The organism is Paenibacillus sp. FSL L8-0502 (assembly GCF_038593055.1).
Classification (GTDB): Bacteria; Bacillota; Bacilli; order Paenibacillales; family Paenibacillaceae; genus Paenibacillus; species Paenibacillus polymyxa_D.
Window position 1 is genome coordinate 4,947,918 of record NZ_CP151958.1, and the last position, 15,041, is coordinate 4,962,958.

Genomic DNA, 15,041 nt, shown 5'->3' on the forward strand with positions numbered 1-15,041 from the left:
GATGTGACGATGGTGCTGCATGAGGCTCAAAGAATGCTCCGTATGGCATGAACGGGACAGCCCTTGGATTGGCGGTGAATTCCAGCTTTTCAAAAATGCTCACGCGCTTCATCTTCCATCGGAATTGGGATAAGGTTGGCTTCATCCTTTCTGAACCTTCTGACGTCATGGAGCAACATATTCTCGACTGTCATTTTCCACAATTGTCGGTCTCCGCATGCCAGCTTGCTGGGTTGCCAGTGGACTGGTCTCTCGCGGCACAGCTTGGACAGGTATAAAAACCATCCAATTCTATTTTCTATCATAATTGGAAGGTTGACCTAGGTAGAATTATATCAAAATTCCCAATAATGTATAGTAAAACTTTAGTTAAATTGGGTCTTCCCAACATAAAGTGTTAATATTTTGCCTAAAAAGAGCGAATGGAGAAGAAACACTGGGAATGGCTTGCCATCAATCGGGGAATTCGACGCGTGTCGACACTGAGGCGGGGTGCCGGCCAATTTGGGAGATCTTCCCTGTATACATTCTCTGCTGGTGCTCCGAATCCTTGCGCTTGCGTCTATTTTCTAAAATAATCATGGATTGTAGAGTAGGCTGTATTAGATGAGTCATATCCAGTACCCACTTGGTAAACCAAATAATTCATCTTGTTCTCTTGTAACTTTCGCAAATGGTTTTTCACTTTGTTGAATAGCATAATAGAGATTATCTTCGAGACTATTTATATGGTGATTTGACAACTTATCGTTGTTTTTAGCATTATGAAGCCATTCGACATTCCTGAATAAATTGTAGTTTATCTGCCTTTCCGTAATAAGTGCCCACTCTATCTTTTGGTCTTTAAAGAACTCTTTTTCAATCTGTAATTTCTCTACAACTCGTTTTGTCAACTTGTTAGAAGGTTTGATAGAATGTGCAATAAATTTTATACTTTTTTCTTGTTTTACTGTAAGTAACATATCTGTAGTCATAATGATGGGAAGCTTATTCTTGGGGTCAGTTGGATGTTTAACTTTTATGCAATATAGAGGGTTTTATCTAGGGGTAATAAAGGAAATTGTTCGCGAATATCAATCACTTGCTCTGACCACTTCCATTTGGCAATGATGTGCCAATTCAAAGTGTTCAGACAGATAATGGTGAAGTCGACCACTTTTCCAACCAAGAATTCGAGTAACTATCCCTATTGAAGGTACATCATGTACCGTCAACCAAGGTTTATATTCCGAAAAGTGGCCTTGACCTCTTCCTTCTTTGATTTTCCGTTGAATAGATGCTATAGAGTTACTTGATCGAATTTTGCTCATTATTTACCTTCTTTTTAGAACTACTAAATCAGAGTAAAGTTCAGTTATCTTTTTCTACTCCTAAGATATATTTTAGTTTTACTTCAAAATACAAATGTAGAATATAACAACTCACAGCTTTATACAATAGCAAAGTAATATTTTTTAGCTATATTTTACTTCGTAGCCTATTCATAGGCTACTCGTAGGGTACAGTAGGGTATGAATAAGCTATAATATGGGCTATAAGTAAGTATAATTAGTAAGCAGATGGGTCGGGTAAAAGCTATTTGATTTTCTCAATAGAGATGAATTCATGAATACTTTGGAACAGCGATGTAAAAATTCGAGACTACTCCATGAATGGATACAAAAGGAAATTTCTAATAAAATCGGGGTAACTAAACAGGTTGTTTCTAATTGGGAGCGAAACGTAGCACGGCCTAAAATTAATCATTTAATATCTTTAGCAAAGGTTTTTGACGTTACAACTGATTATTTACTTTGTATTGCTAATCGAATGACGTTCCCTACTGTGTGGGCTCAATTGATACAGGCGTATCTCCAAAGATTAACCACTCTATATGGGAATTGAAGTTTTCTTTAATTGCTATAATTATATCAAGAGAGGGTCTGTATTTATCTTGCTCCAGCTCACTCAACGTTCTTTGAGAAATGCCAATTATATTTGCAAACTTTATTTAATTTAAGTTGTTGTTTTTCTAATAGTTCGAATTCGTTGGCCTATTGTAGACATAATTGCCCTCCTAAGCTAAAAAGATCCCGATATATCATCGGGATCTTTCTTGATGTTTGTAAAATGACTAGTTCCAGACTTTTTTTACTGGTTCCACAGTTTTTTTATTGGTTCCATACATCTTTTACTGGTTCCACACTCTTTTATCACCAGATGTTCGATTACATTATAGTTGGTAAATGAAAAAACGAGCAATATCAGTACTTTTCCAACGTTTTATCAAAAACTAAATGACATTATAGTTGGTAAATCCAAATAGTTCACAATTTAAAGTTACATTATAGTTGGTAAATCCATAATAATACCATTGTATAAACTCATCAATATTAATGATTGAATTTGACTTTATACTCATACTCCCTTCATTGAGATTCTATATATTCTCCACAACTCACACAAAGTCCATCATCTTCTTGGTTTAAAATCCTGTCACACCTCATACAAACTCCTAATGTATTGTTCTTGCCGCATTTAAGACATTGCCCAATGGCGAATTTCCCATCTTCCTCTGCCTCCGATAAATCATCCCTATAATATATTGAATATGAATCACATGCCTTACAAGATACATCTGCTATCTCATTCTCCCTAATTTCAGGAAAATGTCGCTCTATTAACGAAGATATAATTTTCTCCATTTTTGAGAGTGCAGATGCTACATTCCAGTAATCCTGAACTAGTGGCATATAGTTCGTTTGATCAGGGTTATATTCTACTTCTCCATTCGTGTAATCAAGATTAAAAGTACCTTTAAAACCCTCGGATAATACTTCTAATGTAACTGTACTTGTAACCCCTTCTGAAGAGTCGATATACGGGATAACTCTCACTTTTAGGTCATTTCCAATTAAATTATGCTTAATTACTAATATGTCACACTCCTCTTTAAGATCAGGTTCAAAATATATGATTTCTAAATCTGTACGATAATAAAAATTATCTATTAATTCGTCGAAAGCTGTAGATATGTAGTCTTGATATTTCTCGATGATCTCACTTTCATCAAGAATGCGGACTCCAGCCTCTTCTTCTATATACTCTTTCCAATCTTGGACACGCTGTCTCTCCATTGCTTCAGCTTCAAACTTGATTTCCTCCAAGTAGTTGGCTGCTTCTGTCTCCGTATATGTAATAAACTTACCCTCAGCTTCTGTAATAAGCTTTTGTAGTTCAGTCATACTTTTATTGAATTTATCACTCAATTTTACATCTATAAGTTTATTATGAGCCACGTGGTTTCGGTCAGTTGTAAACTCATGCCACAGACCGCTGAACCTTCTAAAATCACATGAAAACCAGGGACAAAAATAATCTTTCCAAAAATCTTTGTCCACCTCCATTTGATCTCTCAAAGCTTCTATTAAATTAAGATGTAACTTGTCAATTGATTTTGAGTTGAAGAAGATACTGTTCATTGTGCTTTGGAAATGAAATAGTTTTTCTTTCTCGTCTCGGGAAAGTGCATTTGCTGGTTCTGCGAAACCTTCAAATGGATTAGATTCCATGTCGTCATCTCTAAATATGCTATTTTTTCGTAGTTTATACGTTTTGTAACTCAATATGCGAATTAAATCTCCTGTATCAATGGACATTAAGTTAGTATGTATATTGTCAAAACTTGGAGTTCGTCGTCTGTACTGGTCGTTTCTTTGATTGTATTTGTTTATTAAATCAGCAGGCATATAATTTCCCCACCAGTCTCCTCCCAATTTAAAAAACAATATGCTATTGATCAATCTTCTCAGAGAATTCTCCACATTATGTACTTTCTTATACAACTCTTCTGCAAAAAGTTCAGACTGGCTGTCTTCTAACCATACACATTGTTCCCATTCTCCAATCATTAGATCTTTAATCTTTATCTTTACATCATGTAGTTCAAGATTTGAAGTATCTTTAGTAGGTAGAGTAATATCTACTTTAAGTTGGATTGTCTCGGAAGTAGCTACAACAGTAAAGTTAATTAAGAATTCTTTTTGTTTATATTCAAAGGTAGCTTTACGAATAGTTTCCTTATTTAAATAAAACTCCAATCCATTGGACTCTAACTCAATCTTTAAATTATTCATAATCTCATTTGTATAGCTATAAAAATCAAATCGATTATTCTTCTTATTGATCATGACAAACTTAATCAACAGTCACTCCTCCTTTTGGATCAATGATTTAACAGTTATTATTTTCAGCATAAACAAGCTTAAATTAAAAGTCAGAGAATGACAACTTCCTCTTGCAAACATCACATTTCACTTCAATGACCAGACCAATCCCTGTAGGAATAAACGTATAAGAAAATTTTGCTCCCGATACATCAATCGGTTTGCACGAATCCCACTCTCGTATTTGTTCTTGCATTTGATCCGTAATTTCGAATATCATATGACACCTCGTTTCCCATTTATATTAGTTAGTTTAAATGAACAAACTGATTCCAACAACAAGTAACCTTTTAATTAATCATTACATACTCATTGTATTTCTCTCATAATTCGCATTCGTTCATGATACTGTTCTGTAGTTTCAACTACTTGTTCCAGCTTAGCACGACTTTGGGGTAATTTTTGACGTTTAGTGTAGATCATCGTCGTACAATGAAGCTGCCTTGTTATTTCAGAACGTGATATACGTCTGGTATGCGTTGTTTTCAATAAAGTAACTATTCTTTCAATGGCCTGTAGCAATTGCTCATCTCTTTTTCCCCAATCTACACGCTTATAAGGAACTTTATGATCATCACGATTTATTCTTTGACGTATAGGTTTACGACGAGCACATTGATGCTTTGTATTTGGATAAGAAGTCGCTAAACTTAACTCTGAATAATTTGAGTACTTTTTGACCGTTCCTGGATCAACTCCCAACCTTCTTGCTTTTTCACGCAAGCTCAAGGCTGGATTTGAGGACAATTCATTCAACTTGTCCATCCATTCGGCACCTAACTGCTTAATTCTTCCGATTCGATACATGTCCGTTTCAGTCTGATCTGGACCTCTCCGTGAATAGATAAAACCGCAGCTACACTGAAATGTTCCAACAGGTTTGGCAGTTGTTGAACATCTGCTCACTGAGACAGATTTAATTACTTTATTCCTAAAGTGGGTTGCTGCTTTGTTTAAACATGGCCAAGGTCCTTGGCCAAACGCATTTGCCTTAATATATTGGTTCTTTACCTCCAGGTCCTTCATATCCACATTTAGAAAATACTGCACTAAAAGATGTCTTAGAGGGTGAGTTGAGTGGCGAGGCTTCCTTAACATTTTGTGAAGCCAAGTATCCTGACTACCTTTATTCAATTTACAACCTAAGTCTTCAAGCATAGTCGTGCTATAGAAGGAATTGAACTGAGGAACAAGGTCTCTAAATTTGATGTTGCCTGCAGCAGTTAGGAATCCCATATATTGAAGCCTGTAGAGGTAATATTTTCTGGTTGCTTCCATATCAAGTGAGCCATAATTGTTTTTTAGGAGATCAACTGCTTTCTGAGCTATAGTGATTTCCTTGTCACTACCTTGGAGGGCAAGCGGAACAATATCTTGAAGTATAGATTCAAGAGGTATAAACTCGTGTTTCTTCCCTTTTTGTGCATAGAGAATGGGAGATTCCAAAAGATAGCACTGATGTTCCGGACACACGAAGGCACCGGTTAGTTGATGAGAACGATGCCAGTAAGCTATCCCAAACTTCAAACGATCGATCGACACACATTGATTACAGTATCTAAGAAAAAGTGGGCTTTCCACTCCGCTTGCAGGCAGGCCCATCCACATATAGATAGATTGGCAGTTCGTGTGTACTAAACTTTGAAGTATACGATTATATCGATTTTCGAGAATAAAAGGACGATAATAAGGAATGAGCGTGTGGTGCTCCAATAAGTATGAAACAGGGATAGCCTTCCCTGGTATTCGCGTGTGTAAAGCATATAGATGACCGGAATACGCAGTTACAGCAGAATCATTAGATGTAGAAAACAAGTCCCTTAATGTCTTTCTACTGCTTTCATTACCAGAATTAACATGGTACCTTGCAAAAACACTATACAATACTTCATCTGGTAATGGAGTTGGGAAGTTGATCATGTCTTTGTTTCCTTTCTGCAAACTATCTAGTCTGGCGTTCTATTTCTTTAATAACCCAGTCTTGTACTTCTTTCGAACATTTTTTATACAGAGGAAACCTATTCTGAACTAATTTAAGACTAGGATTTTTATATCGAGATTGTTTAAACCATTCAATGACTCGACTAACTGTACGTAGTGCATACGCATCCTCTGTCTCGATCTTCGATTCGAGAAGCCCCCTACTACGTGGGAGATTAGATCGGTAAGCATAGTACAGCTGATACTTAGCTTTTGAGAGCTCTCGGAAGATAACCATTCCAGATATTCGCTCACGTGGATTTTCACTATAGACTTTTGTAATAGCTTGTTTCAATTCTTGATACATCTCATCATCTTTTGTTTCCCAATTAATGGCTGTGGATATTGGTTTCCTAGGCGGGAGATGTTGCTCCATCCATTCTCTTTCTCTCTTCATGAGCCAATCATATCTATGCATGTTATACTTTCGAATTTTGGGCCTGGTGGCATCGTTCCCTAATGTCTTGATCGCCTCCAAGATAGTTTCCTTACAAGTTGTTACTTTATCTTCTGCAGCAACTGCTGCTTCGAAAAAACCGATTTCCAATACCTTTTCTTCTTCAATCCCTCTAGGGTATTTATGTTTTCTGCGTCGACCCATATATGGTCTTAAATATTTCCGAACAGTGGTTCGGTTAGAATACAATTTTTCACCAATCTGTTCTAGAGTCATCCCCATTTCAAAGTATTCTATTACCTTCTGTATGAACAAAAAACCCCAAGTTTCAATGGAATAACCAGAGTTTTCTTCTTCATTTGGCTTTGTTTTGCGAGTATAGATAAGACCGCAATGCGAACAAGTAAATCTGCCTGTAACCCACTCATGGGCTTTTCGTCTAATATTGGTAATCACAAGCTCATTATAGTGCGCGCAAATTGGGTTAAGACATGGCCAAGGACCGACCCCAAACGGGATTTTTATCGAATAACTTTCTTGACTATTTAAAAATGATTTTACGGAGCCTGATAAAAATCTCATCATAAGAATGTATACAATTATAAAGCTCCCCATATATCTTTTATCAAATAATCGTGTTATATTTTTTTCACTCAGCAACTCTTCCGTAAGTATTCCTAGTTCAAGCAAATACCTTTCACCGTAGAACTCAATAAATTCAAGCATTAATTTTTTTTTATATATAAAATCTCCACGAAAATGAATGAAGCCCCGTATACCGATACAGATCATTAGTTTTAAATGGATTGACTCTATATCTAATCCCTTTTCATTCAGCAATGTATTAATATCATTCAATAATGCTTGGTCTACCTGTCTCTTGTTTAAGACTCTATTCTCAATAACATCCTGATTACAGAAAGGACAATAGAGATCATGTAACATTTCCTTTCCATTTTTTTTGATTAGTGATTCTCCACATGTGTTACATCTAGAAATCAGGTCGCACCCATGTATCAGACACTGACTCAAAAATGAGAACTGATGCAAACGATGAAGATATACCACACGATATTGATTGTAATCTTCAATCATGCAATCAGGGCAGTATCTACCTTCTGTGCTAATAAAAGAATACAGCGAACGGGAGTTCAATTGATTTCTCGATGAGTTTACTCTCATACCTTCTTGAGTATCTGCTTGCTTTTCTTTTGTAAGGAATGGTCTTATGATTGGAAAAAAACTATGATTCTCAATGATATGATCCACGAAGTCTTCTGTAACACCTAAATCTAATGACATACGAGCAAGATTTTGGGGATAGATGATCCGCTCTGGTACGGAGTTCCCCAAAAGCTCTATTTTACTAAGTGCATATGTTTTTGTAGATCTCAAGTAATACCGGTGAACAATACTCCGGAAATCCTCATCCGGGTACGTGGGTGGAAAATATATAATTTTCCCCATTCCCCCTCCTCCTCTCATATAAATTCATCAAACGCCGCAACAAGTCCAGCACGCTTAATAGCTTCATCTGAAGAAATACCTTGTTTATTGGCCTCGGAACAAATGGAACGCATATCATCAGGTCTCAATATATCTTTGGTTTTAGACTTCGTTCTTATTGCTTTCTTTTGGTTAATTGACGACTTTGAATCCTCCTCTGGTTCTGATTTTTTACTGTCGAGAACTTTTTGAGCAATCAGTGAGTATAGTAACTCTACATCCACTTGCATATTTCGGTTTTCTAATTCAATTTGTTCCGCAAAAAACGTGGCTTTTTCAGTCGTAGCACCCATCTTCATTGCAAATGTGCACAATTGTTCGATCAAGACCTTCCGATTATGCTGAATTAATATGAGCTTATGTTCCTCAGAAAGATGGCCATCAATTGTAATTCGATGCTGGGCATCCATAATATATTTTTTAAAAGCGATCCAATCGGGCTTTAAATCTTCATACTCAGCTGGATCTATTTCATCGCCGCGTCGTATGCGCTCAAAAATGGGTTGTACAAGTCTAAATGTTTTGTTTGCAACCATTTCAAGCACATCCATCGTGATTTTTTCTGTATCCCCGTACAGAATCGTATGGCATTGCACATGCATAAATAGTTTTACAGCGAAATCAGGAATACCAAGGGTGTGGTAATACATCGCGGCTTTCAACTCAGGTGTTAGAGGCGTAAATGTTTTGGTATACTGTAAATCCCATAGTCCTTGCAAAAAGAGCTCCCACTCCAGGCCATCTTTCATTCGGTCAGTAATGTTCTCAGCATAACCATCAGGTATGCCTCGTCGGGTGTTAGCTAGTGAACTCTTAAATAGGTACAGTGCTTTAAACGTTCCAATCATAACGATCGGAATCCCAATTGAATTGGTCAGTTCCGTGATGAAATCAATCATCTTTTCTTCTCCACCTGAGTGACCTCGATGTATGCGCTGTATCTCATCAATAACAAGTACACCTAAATTGATTTGTCCCGCTACTTTCGACATCCGTTTAGCCAGAACTTCTGCACGTCCATCCTTTTCAGCTAAGTCATCATAATAGGAGGTTCCTAGCAGTTTATCCACAGCAAAATAGAAATTACGACAAAGTGCCCCTACCGATTTATTACTTGGACATTCAATATGAAGCCAAACGACTTGCTTACAAGCCAGATAGTCGGATTTATACTTGGTATGGTGAATAACCTGGGGAATTAGACTCAACACTCTCTCGTAAGATTTGGATTTCCCCATCCCACTTAGACCTATATCAGCCATTTGCTGAGCTGTCTGAATATTGCCAGCTAAATTCTCTCCATCTTCATTGGTCCCTGCGGACAATATATGATCTAAACCAATAGAAAGCTGCCTTTGATACATGGGGCTAATTGGATTTCTCGACTGGTAACCAATCTTAATCATGGTGTATAGATTTCTATATCTCTCGAAGTGGGACACTAAAGGTTGCCAGTAGGTGGGCTTGATTTGTTGGACAAGTTCCACGCGTTCTTCATCGTTCAGTTGAGAAAGATCCCCTGTAAATCGAGGCATTGAATATAAGAGTTGGTAAAGTTGATCTTGAGTCAGTCTAGGTGGGATAGCTTCAATAAAGGGGTTGTTTTGATAGGATTCAATTATTTGTGGATGGTACTTTGCCTCGATCTGTCTCCCCTTAAGATACATAAAACGATCTGATTTACTGTTCATTTATAGACCGCCTCTCTTTATTTTTACTCAAAAGAAAAAGCTGCATCTTATTTATAGGAGGAGTATGAGAAGACGTCTCCGGTGACATTAATCGAGATTCTGTAAATTCGATTGGATTTTCTTCAGTTTTCCGCTTCGCTGCCCATGAGATGGAGCTTCCATGGAGACGAGACTCAAGTTTCCTCTTGATCCGTTTATTTTTATATCTAGTGGACTTAGGTTCCCCTTGTCGACGTTCTTCCATTGCACTTCTTTCAACTTTAGTCATATATTTTGCAACAGCATCCAATTCCGATTCAATCTGATATCGCTCATTTTTTGCCGCTTTCAATTGTTTCTTTTTGAAATTTAGGAGGGCTTTCACATCATCCACATGTAGCCCTTCATATTCTTTGAACTTAGTCGTGAGACTGCATGGAATAATAGATCCATTTTTGAGTCTTATAAAAATGCTGCTGCAGTTACGGGGATCGTAGCTAACCTCAATTTCATGGTTACCCTCTATCAACTCATCTTCAAACCAACCTTCTTTTACACCGAGTTCACAAGCATAATTCAATTTATTGGCCATAATACCCCGACGTGTAACCGTCCCTTTTACTTTAGGCAGAAGGATATACCGGATCATTTCGCGAGGTTTTTCCTGAAGCAGGCTTCGCTTTGCCCCCCAATTCCACATGGAAAGTGGTGTTAACTCGACATTGTCCCTTGCCATTTCAGAAGTTACAAGATAATCATCACTGAGTGCCTTACGGTTGTATTCCAGAACAAATAAAATAACAATCTTCATAAAAGCCTCGAATGTATACACGCTGTTCTTTGAAGGATCAAGGTCTCCTCTTTCACGGTGCTGCTTATGGACTGCTCCAGGAATTAATTCCTTCACACGCCCACAAAAAGAACGAAATTGTTGCTCAATGTATGGCTTTAAATCTGCCCGATAAGAAGGAGGGTTCCCCACACGCACATTTAAACTTACTAAGTTGTTGGAGTTTTTGCTCTTCATTTCCCCCCGATCACCGACTACCATCTGCGGAAGATGCTTACACGGCCAGTCTTCTTCATTGATTGTGATTCCGTATTGAGCGCAAAATTCTACTTTGTCAGTAGATGCATTCTCGAGTGCGACCATTGCTTCGGACCAAGCATTCGTTTTAGAAATATGAGCTCCTGCAATTAGACGGCTCATTACATCTTTGACAAAATACACATGAGGTCTGCCAATTACGGTTTTATAATCAGATGAAAGTAGAAGTACATCCGCTGGCGTAGCATCAATCTCATAAAGTGCACCTGGGCTATGAATGGCTTCAACGGGTGACCCTAGCAACGCTCTCGCTTTCATCTCCGCTTTACGATCCCCTAGTTTTGCAGCCAGACGTCTCTTTTTGTTATACTCCTTTTCATACCAATATCTAAATTGCCTAAGTGACGGACAATTATCCATAATTACAATGGGCACCATAACATTGTGTTTTCGGTAGAATCCTTCGTTGTAATGCTCTTCACACATATGCTTATGGGTAGCAATGATATTCATTTTTAACCTTACATGGTATTTCTTTATCGCAGCCTTAAATCTTTCTTTATCCTTGTCCGTAATTACATAATTATGGTTTCCTTTTGGTTTGGGTCCTGTCTTTTTACTTATCTTTCTCTTATCCGAAGCAACACCTACGTCATGATAATCATGAAGTAAACCATTAATTGATTTTCCATAGAACCAATATCTTTTTAATAGATGATATATTGTTTTTGGGGGTGTTCCTGTTCGTTCAGATTCTTCTTTAATTAATGGCCCGCGTGATACGCTAAAATAAATTTCTGGCTCTTTACTTGCGATAGACTTAATTAATGCAAATTTCTTCTCTCTCTCTGCTCCATATTTATTTAGATAGTCATCCGTAGGGTGTAAGATTTTTAGATCGGGCTCATAAGAATATAAGCTGGCGGCCTCTACCTCTAACAGATTGAGCAGTTCTTTATAATCTCTACAATATGGTAAATGTATTTTTCGTTTATTATCAATATTTATCAAAACAACGTACGATTGATCAGGAGCAATCCAGAGGACTCTTTCAAAGGACATTACTTCTTCATCGTCCGAACTATGCTTTCGAAAAGCAACGACAGAATTGAGATGAATCATGGTTGCACCACCTTTGTAATTAAACTGAGCTTTCAATATGCAGAGGGGCACTTTCACGTATTGGTTCCATCATTGATGTGATCCAATGCTTGTTGGCTAGCATATGTTTTACCATGAACATTGATGTTCCTGGCTCTATGCCCAATTGATTATCGCAGTTAAGACATTTCTTGCTGATAGATAAGTCTTTACCAAGTGTTTGAAGTTTTAGCAGTATAGGTTCTGCTAACATGCTTACCATTTCCTTATCTAAGCCTGGCCTAGCATCAAGGCGTTTCGCATCGTACAACCAATCAATATTTTGAATGAACGAGACAGGTCTTCCAACATCAAAAACAACTCTCCACTGTAAATTCATTTCTTTATAATATTGATGCTCAATCTCAAATAGCTCTAAGGTACGTTTACTTAATTTATGGGTTGGTTTGATGGTCCGCGGATGTTCCTGTAGTTCTCCATCACTACTCATCGTGGTTAACATAAAATCAGTGGACATAACTATATCCTTACCTTCATATTGAGGGTGTTTTATATTCAGCTTTGCTGCAATTTCTTGAGTAACTTCGATTGGTGTTAGGGGATATTGCTCTCTGATGTCTACAACCTGATCTGACCATTCCTGAACAAGCAAATATTGATATTCATATTTAGAGAGGGTATGGTGGATACGATTGGAGTGCCATCCTAAAGTACGGGTCAACCATCCCTCTGATGCTACTTTATTATCATTGGCTTTTATAAAGGGAATATAGTTCTCCCCACGGCCTTGTCCTCTTCCATCCTTTAAACGATTAAAATGAGTTGGATGAATAGCCATTTCCTACGTGCTCCTTTCTCAAAAGAAGGCACACAACATTGATGTTATGTGCCTTCTAGTTGTGTATATTTTCCTCATCATATCACAGTGTAATTAGGTTTATAATCCTTTTTGTATAAATTTGTCCAGGGAATTCGCCAGATTACGAATTTATACGATCTTTTCTTTGCCTTTGTCTTCGTCGTACCTTTTGCAATTGTTACCAATACGATAACATAAAATATGATGCTCAATAGTAGAGTTGAATTGTAGAATCAGTATGTCTTCTTGTTCTTTATATTGAAAGACAGGTATCATCCATCCCAAAATGAAGGCACTCTCGTACCAATGTTCTTTCAGTGCTTTCTGACATGTATAGAAACGGTCTTGAAACCGCTCTATGCACCGAGATGATATTGTTTCAATTTAGGTTTATATGGTATTTTAACGTAATTTGAAGCATCTAAAACAGAATATACCCTATCATTCATAAATATGCGCAAGTCATGAATCGTCTATGACTTCCATAAACTTTCCTGACTAAATCGTGATAATCGAAGTTGCTTTTTAAGAAAAAATTCATGCATCCATCCGTCTTTCTCCAGGTTGGTCAGTATATATCTACTCGTTATATTTTTTAACTGACGAAACCGATTGATCTCAGATTTTTTAAAGAAACCTTTTGCAGCATATTCCATCACTAACTCATAATTAATACGCCCAGCACAAACTAAAGAATCCTCACTTAATTGACCCAGTGCATCGATGATTTTAAGCTGCGGACTTGGGATCACTACATTCAAACTTCCAGAAGGAAGCTCTACTCTTTGAATTTCCTCTTTCATTTCTCGTACCGTGCTTTTCCGCAGAGCATCCCACCGTCGTAATTCCTGGTCATAAAAGAGACGGATTCTTTTCCACTCCTCGATCTGCTGTATAATGTCTAGCTGTTTAACGTGTGTCTCGAAGCCCCTTAACTCGTCAGCATCAATCCATAATGATTTTTTGGGCGAAAAACGTAAATAAGACTGTTTTGGAATTGAAAGCTGTTCAAGCTTCTTTTGTTCCTCGGGCATAAGTTTGTCCCATTCAATGTTTAAAACCAGAGAAAGTAAACCATAACTATTTAAAAAATCGAACAGATTTCTCTTGTCTTCCTCATAGGTATGTAACAAGCAAAACGTTCCCACAACTCTCTGCTCTAACCATACCATGCGTTTCAGACCTAGACTTTCTTGATGATTCATCACACTATTACGTAATAATGCCAACTTCTTTTCCCTTCGTTTTAGATTTTTATAGTTCCCCTCCTTAATAAACCGTTCAAGTTGATCTAAATACACTGGTACATCGCTCCTTGTGTAAATGCATATCTATGGTTACCAAGTGCTTGCCCTGCAAAAAATAGGACTCTAATCGTTATTTTTTATGATCTGCTTAGCTAGTTTCATTAGTTGGACACTCTGTACATACTCATCCAAGTTAAGACCTTGCAATGACTCTCTTACAACAATTCTGCATTCTTCAAGTTCTTCGGAATCCGCTTCTAGATAAATAACACTCAAGTCAGTTGGGGTATATTGAATGCGGATATTCCATCCCCCGTCTCTTTGGGCTATCTCAAACCAACGCTCTCGTATCGCTTTGGAACAAGTATAATAAAGCTGCTGATACCGAATACCCATAGGTGTTACTGAAGCAAAATCATACATTTTAAAACAATCTGATTTCAGGGGCATCATCGTTCCTCCCTTTAGCTTATATCTATATTTATTGACAATAAGATTTTTTATATTCATTACATAATAAAATATCCGAATATAAATAATACTGAATAGGCTTCACCTTAGAAATGAACTTAACACTTTATTCAGGTAAAGTCAGCTTTCATACTGAATTTCGTCTTTTAACCGAGATTTTCGTGTGATAAAACAACATTCAAAAAGGAGGCACTCCGGATTGTACTATTCAATCATACTCAACAATAGATACTGTGTGGTGTTGGAGATAGGGTCGCTGAAGCATTAATCATGGAGCTTCCAACCGAAGTACTTGCAGATGAAGTTGCTTTTCAACTCCAAATGGCTTGGTTCGATGGAGAGTCTTGGGGAAAGAATGAGATGAAAAAACAACTTGATCCAGATGGCTACTATTCAGAAATCATAGAGCAATAACAAGCATTAAAAACTGGAATCACAGCGAACAAAAAAAACAACATGCCGAAATGACAGAACAATATAAATCACAACGAAAGAAGTCAGACAACACGTATTACGTTTGAAAAAATGATTCCCCTGGTAAAGCTCAGATGATAAAA

At 37.3% G+C, this 15,041-nt stretch carries 12 protein-coding genes; 3 read left to right on the plus strand and 9 right to left on the minus strand.

Going from position 1 to position 15,041, the window contains the following annotated elements:
- Positions 1 to 47: 47 nt before the first annotated feature.
- The gene (locus NSQ57_RS21600) at positions 48 to 278 is read left to right on the plus strand and encodes a hypothetical protein (RefSeq protein ID WP_340956976.1); all 231 of its coding nucleotides are present in this window, start codon (positions 48 to 50) and stop codon (positions 276 to 278) included.
- Positions 279 to 611: 333 nt separating this feature from the next.
- On the opposite strand, the gene NSQ57_RS21605 is transcribed toward NSQ57_RS21600, so the two are convergent.
- Positions 612 to 974, minus strand: a complete 363-nt coding sequence (locus tag NSQ57_RS21605; RefSeq protein WP_230585215.1) for a TnsA endonuclease N-terminal domain-containing protein — start codon at positions 972 to 974, stop codon at positions 612 to 614.
- A gap of 631 nt (positions 975 to 1,605) precedes the next feature.
- Here NSQ57_RS21605 and NSQ57_RS21610 point away from each other — a divergent pair.
- Positions 1,606 to 1,884 (plus strand): helix-turn-helix transcriptional regulator, encoded by a 279-nt coding sequence (locus NSQ57_RS21610; protein WP_340956978.1) that lies wholly within the window; start codon positions 1,606 to 1,608, stop codon positions 1,882 to 1,884.
- Positions 1,885 to 2,408: 524 nt separating this feature from the next.
- On the opposite strand, the gene NSQ57_RS21615 is transcribed toward NSQ57_RS21610, so the two are convergent.
- The 8 genes from NSQ57_RS21615 to NSQ57_RS21650 form a co-directional block, all read right to left on the minus strand.
- Complete coding sequence (locus NSQ57_RS21615) at positions 2,409 to 4,184, minus strand: hypothetical protein (RefSeq protein WP_342425281.1); 1,776 nt, start codon at positions 4,182 to 4,184, stop codon at positions 2,409 to 2,411.
- A gap of 330 nt (positions 4,185 to 4,514) precedes the next feature.
- Positions 4,515 to 6,125, minus strand: a complete 1,611-nt coding sequence (locus NSQ57_RS21620) for a TnsD family Tn7-like transposition protein (RefSeq protein WP_342425282.1) — start codon at positions 6,123 to 6,125, stop codon at positions 4,515 to 4,517.
- 22 nt (positions 6,126 to 6,147) lie between these two features.
- Positions 6,148 to 8,049 (minus strand): TnsD family Tn7-like transposition protein, encoded by a 1,902-nt coding sequence (locus NSQ57_RS21625; protein ID WP_342425283.1) that lies wholly within the window; start codon positions 8,047 to 8,049, stop codon positions 6,148 to 6,150.
- 14 nt (positions 8,050 to 8,063) lie between these two features.
- Positions 8,064 to 9,779, minus strand: coding sequence for an ATP-binding protein (locus NSQ57_RS21630; RefSeq protein ID WP_342425284.1), 1,716 nt, complete (start codon positions 9,777 to 9,779; stop codon positions 8,064 to 8,066).
- Positions 9,769 to 11,928 (minus strand): transposase, encoded by a 2,160-nt coding sequence (locus NSQ57_RS21635; protein ID WP_342425285.1) that lies wholly within the window; start codon positions 11,926 to 11,928, stop codon positions 9,769 to 9,771. The genes NSQ57_RS21630 and NSQ57_RS21635 overlap by 11 nt, the downstream gene beginning before the upstream one ends.
- A gap of 19 nt (positions 11,929 to 11,947) precedes the next feature.
- A complete protein-coding gene (locus NSQ57_RS21640; protein WP_342425286.1) occupies positions 11,948 to 12,745 on the minus strand; it encodes a TnsA endonuclease N-terminal domain-containing protein in 798 nt (265 codons plus the stop codon).
- A 494-nt stretch (positions 12,746 to 13,239) separates the two neighbouring features.
- On the minus strand, positions 13,240 to 14,067 hold the full coding sequence (locus NSQ57_RS21645; RefSeq protein WP_254330834.1) for a hypothetical protein: 828 nt from the start codon (positions 14,065 to 14,067) through the stop codon (positions 13,240 to 13,242).
- A 69-nt stretch (positions 14,068 to 14,136) separates the two neighbouring features.
- On the minus strand, positions 14,137 to 14,463 hold the full coding sequence (locus tag NSQ57_RS21650) for a hypothetical protein (protein WP_254330832.1): 327 nt from the start codon (positions 14,461 to 14,463) through the stop codon (positions 14,137 to 14,139).
- 291 nt (positions 14,464 to 14,754) lie between these two features.
- Here NSQ57_RS21650 and NSQ57_RS21655 point away from each other — a divergent pair, with 291 nt between their 5' ends.
- On the plus strand, positions 14,755 to 14,898 hold the full coding sequence (locus NSQ57_RS21655; protein WP_176715723.1) for a hypothetical protein: 144 nt from the start codon (positions 14,755 to 14,757) through the stop codon (positions 14,896 to 14,898).
- The last annotated feature ends 143 nt before the right edge of the window (positions 14,899 to 15,041 follow it).

What these genes read in the sequence shown, in the direction of transcription:
- NSQ57_RS21600 (WP_340956976.1), top strand. Translation starts at nt 48, where the DNA reads ATGAACGGGACAGCCCTTGGATTGGCGGTGAATTCCAGCTTTTCAAAA.
- NSQ57_RS21605 (WP_230585215.1), bottom strand. Translation starts at nt 974, where the DNA reads ATGACTACAGATATGTTACTTACAGTAAAACAAGAAAAAAGTATAAAA.
- NSQ57_RS21610 (WP_340956978.1), top strand. Translation starts at nt 1,606, where the DNA reads ATGAATACTTTGGAACAGCGATGTAAAAATTCGAGACTACTCCATGAA.
- NSQ57_RS21620 (WP_342425282.1), bottom strand. Translation starts at nt 6,125, where the DNA reads ATGATCAACTTCCCAACTCCATTACCAGATGAAGTATTGTATAGTGTT.
- NSQ57_RS21625 (WP_342425283.1), bottom strand. Translation starts at nt 8,049, where the DNA reads ATGGGGAAAATTATATATTTTCCACCCACGTACCCGGATGAGGATTTC.
- NSQ57_RS21630 (WP_342425284.1), bottom strand. Translation starts at nt 9,779, where the DNA reads ATGAACAGTAAATCAGATCGTTTTATGTATCTTAAGGGGAGACAGATC.
- NSQ57_RS21635 (WP_342425285.1), bottom strand. Translation starts at nt 11,928, where the DNA reads ATGATTCATCTCAATTCTGTCGTTGCTTTTCGAAAGCATAGTTCGGAC.
- NSQ57_RS21640 (WP_342425286.1), bottom strand. Translation starts at nt 12,745, where the DNA reads ATGGCTATTCATCCAACTCATTTTAATCGTTTAAAGGATGGAAGAGGA.
- NSQ57_RS21650 (WP_254330832.1), bottom strand. Translation starts at nt 14,463, where the DNA reads ATGCCCCTGAAATCAGATTGTTTTAAAATGTATGATTTTGCTTCAGTA.
- NSQ57_RS21655 (WP_176715723.1), top strand. Translation starts at nt 14,755, where the DNA reads ATGGAGCTTCCAACCGAAGTACTTGCAGATGAAGTTGCTTTTCAACTC.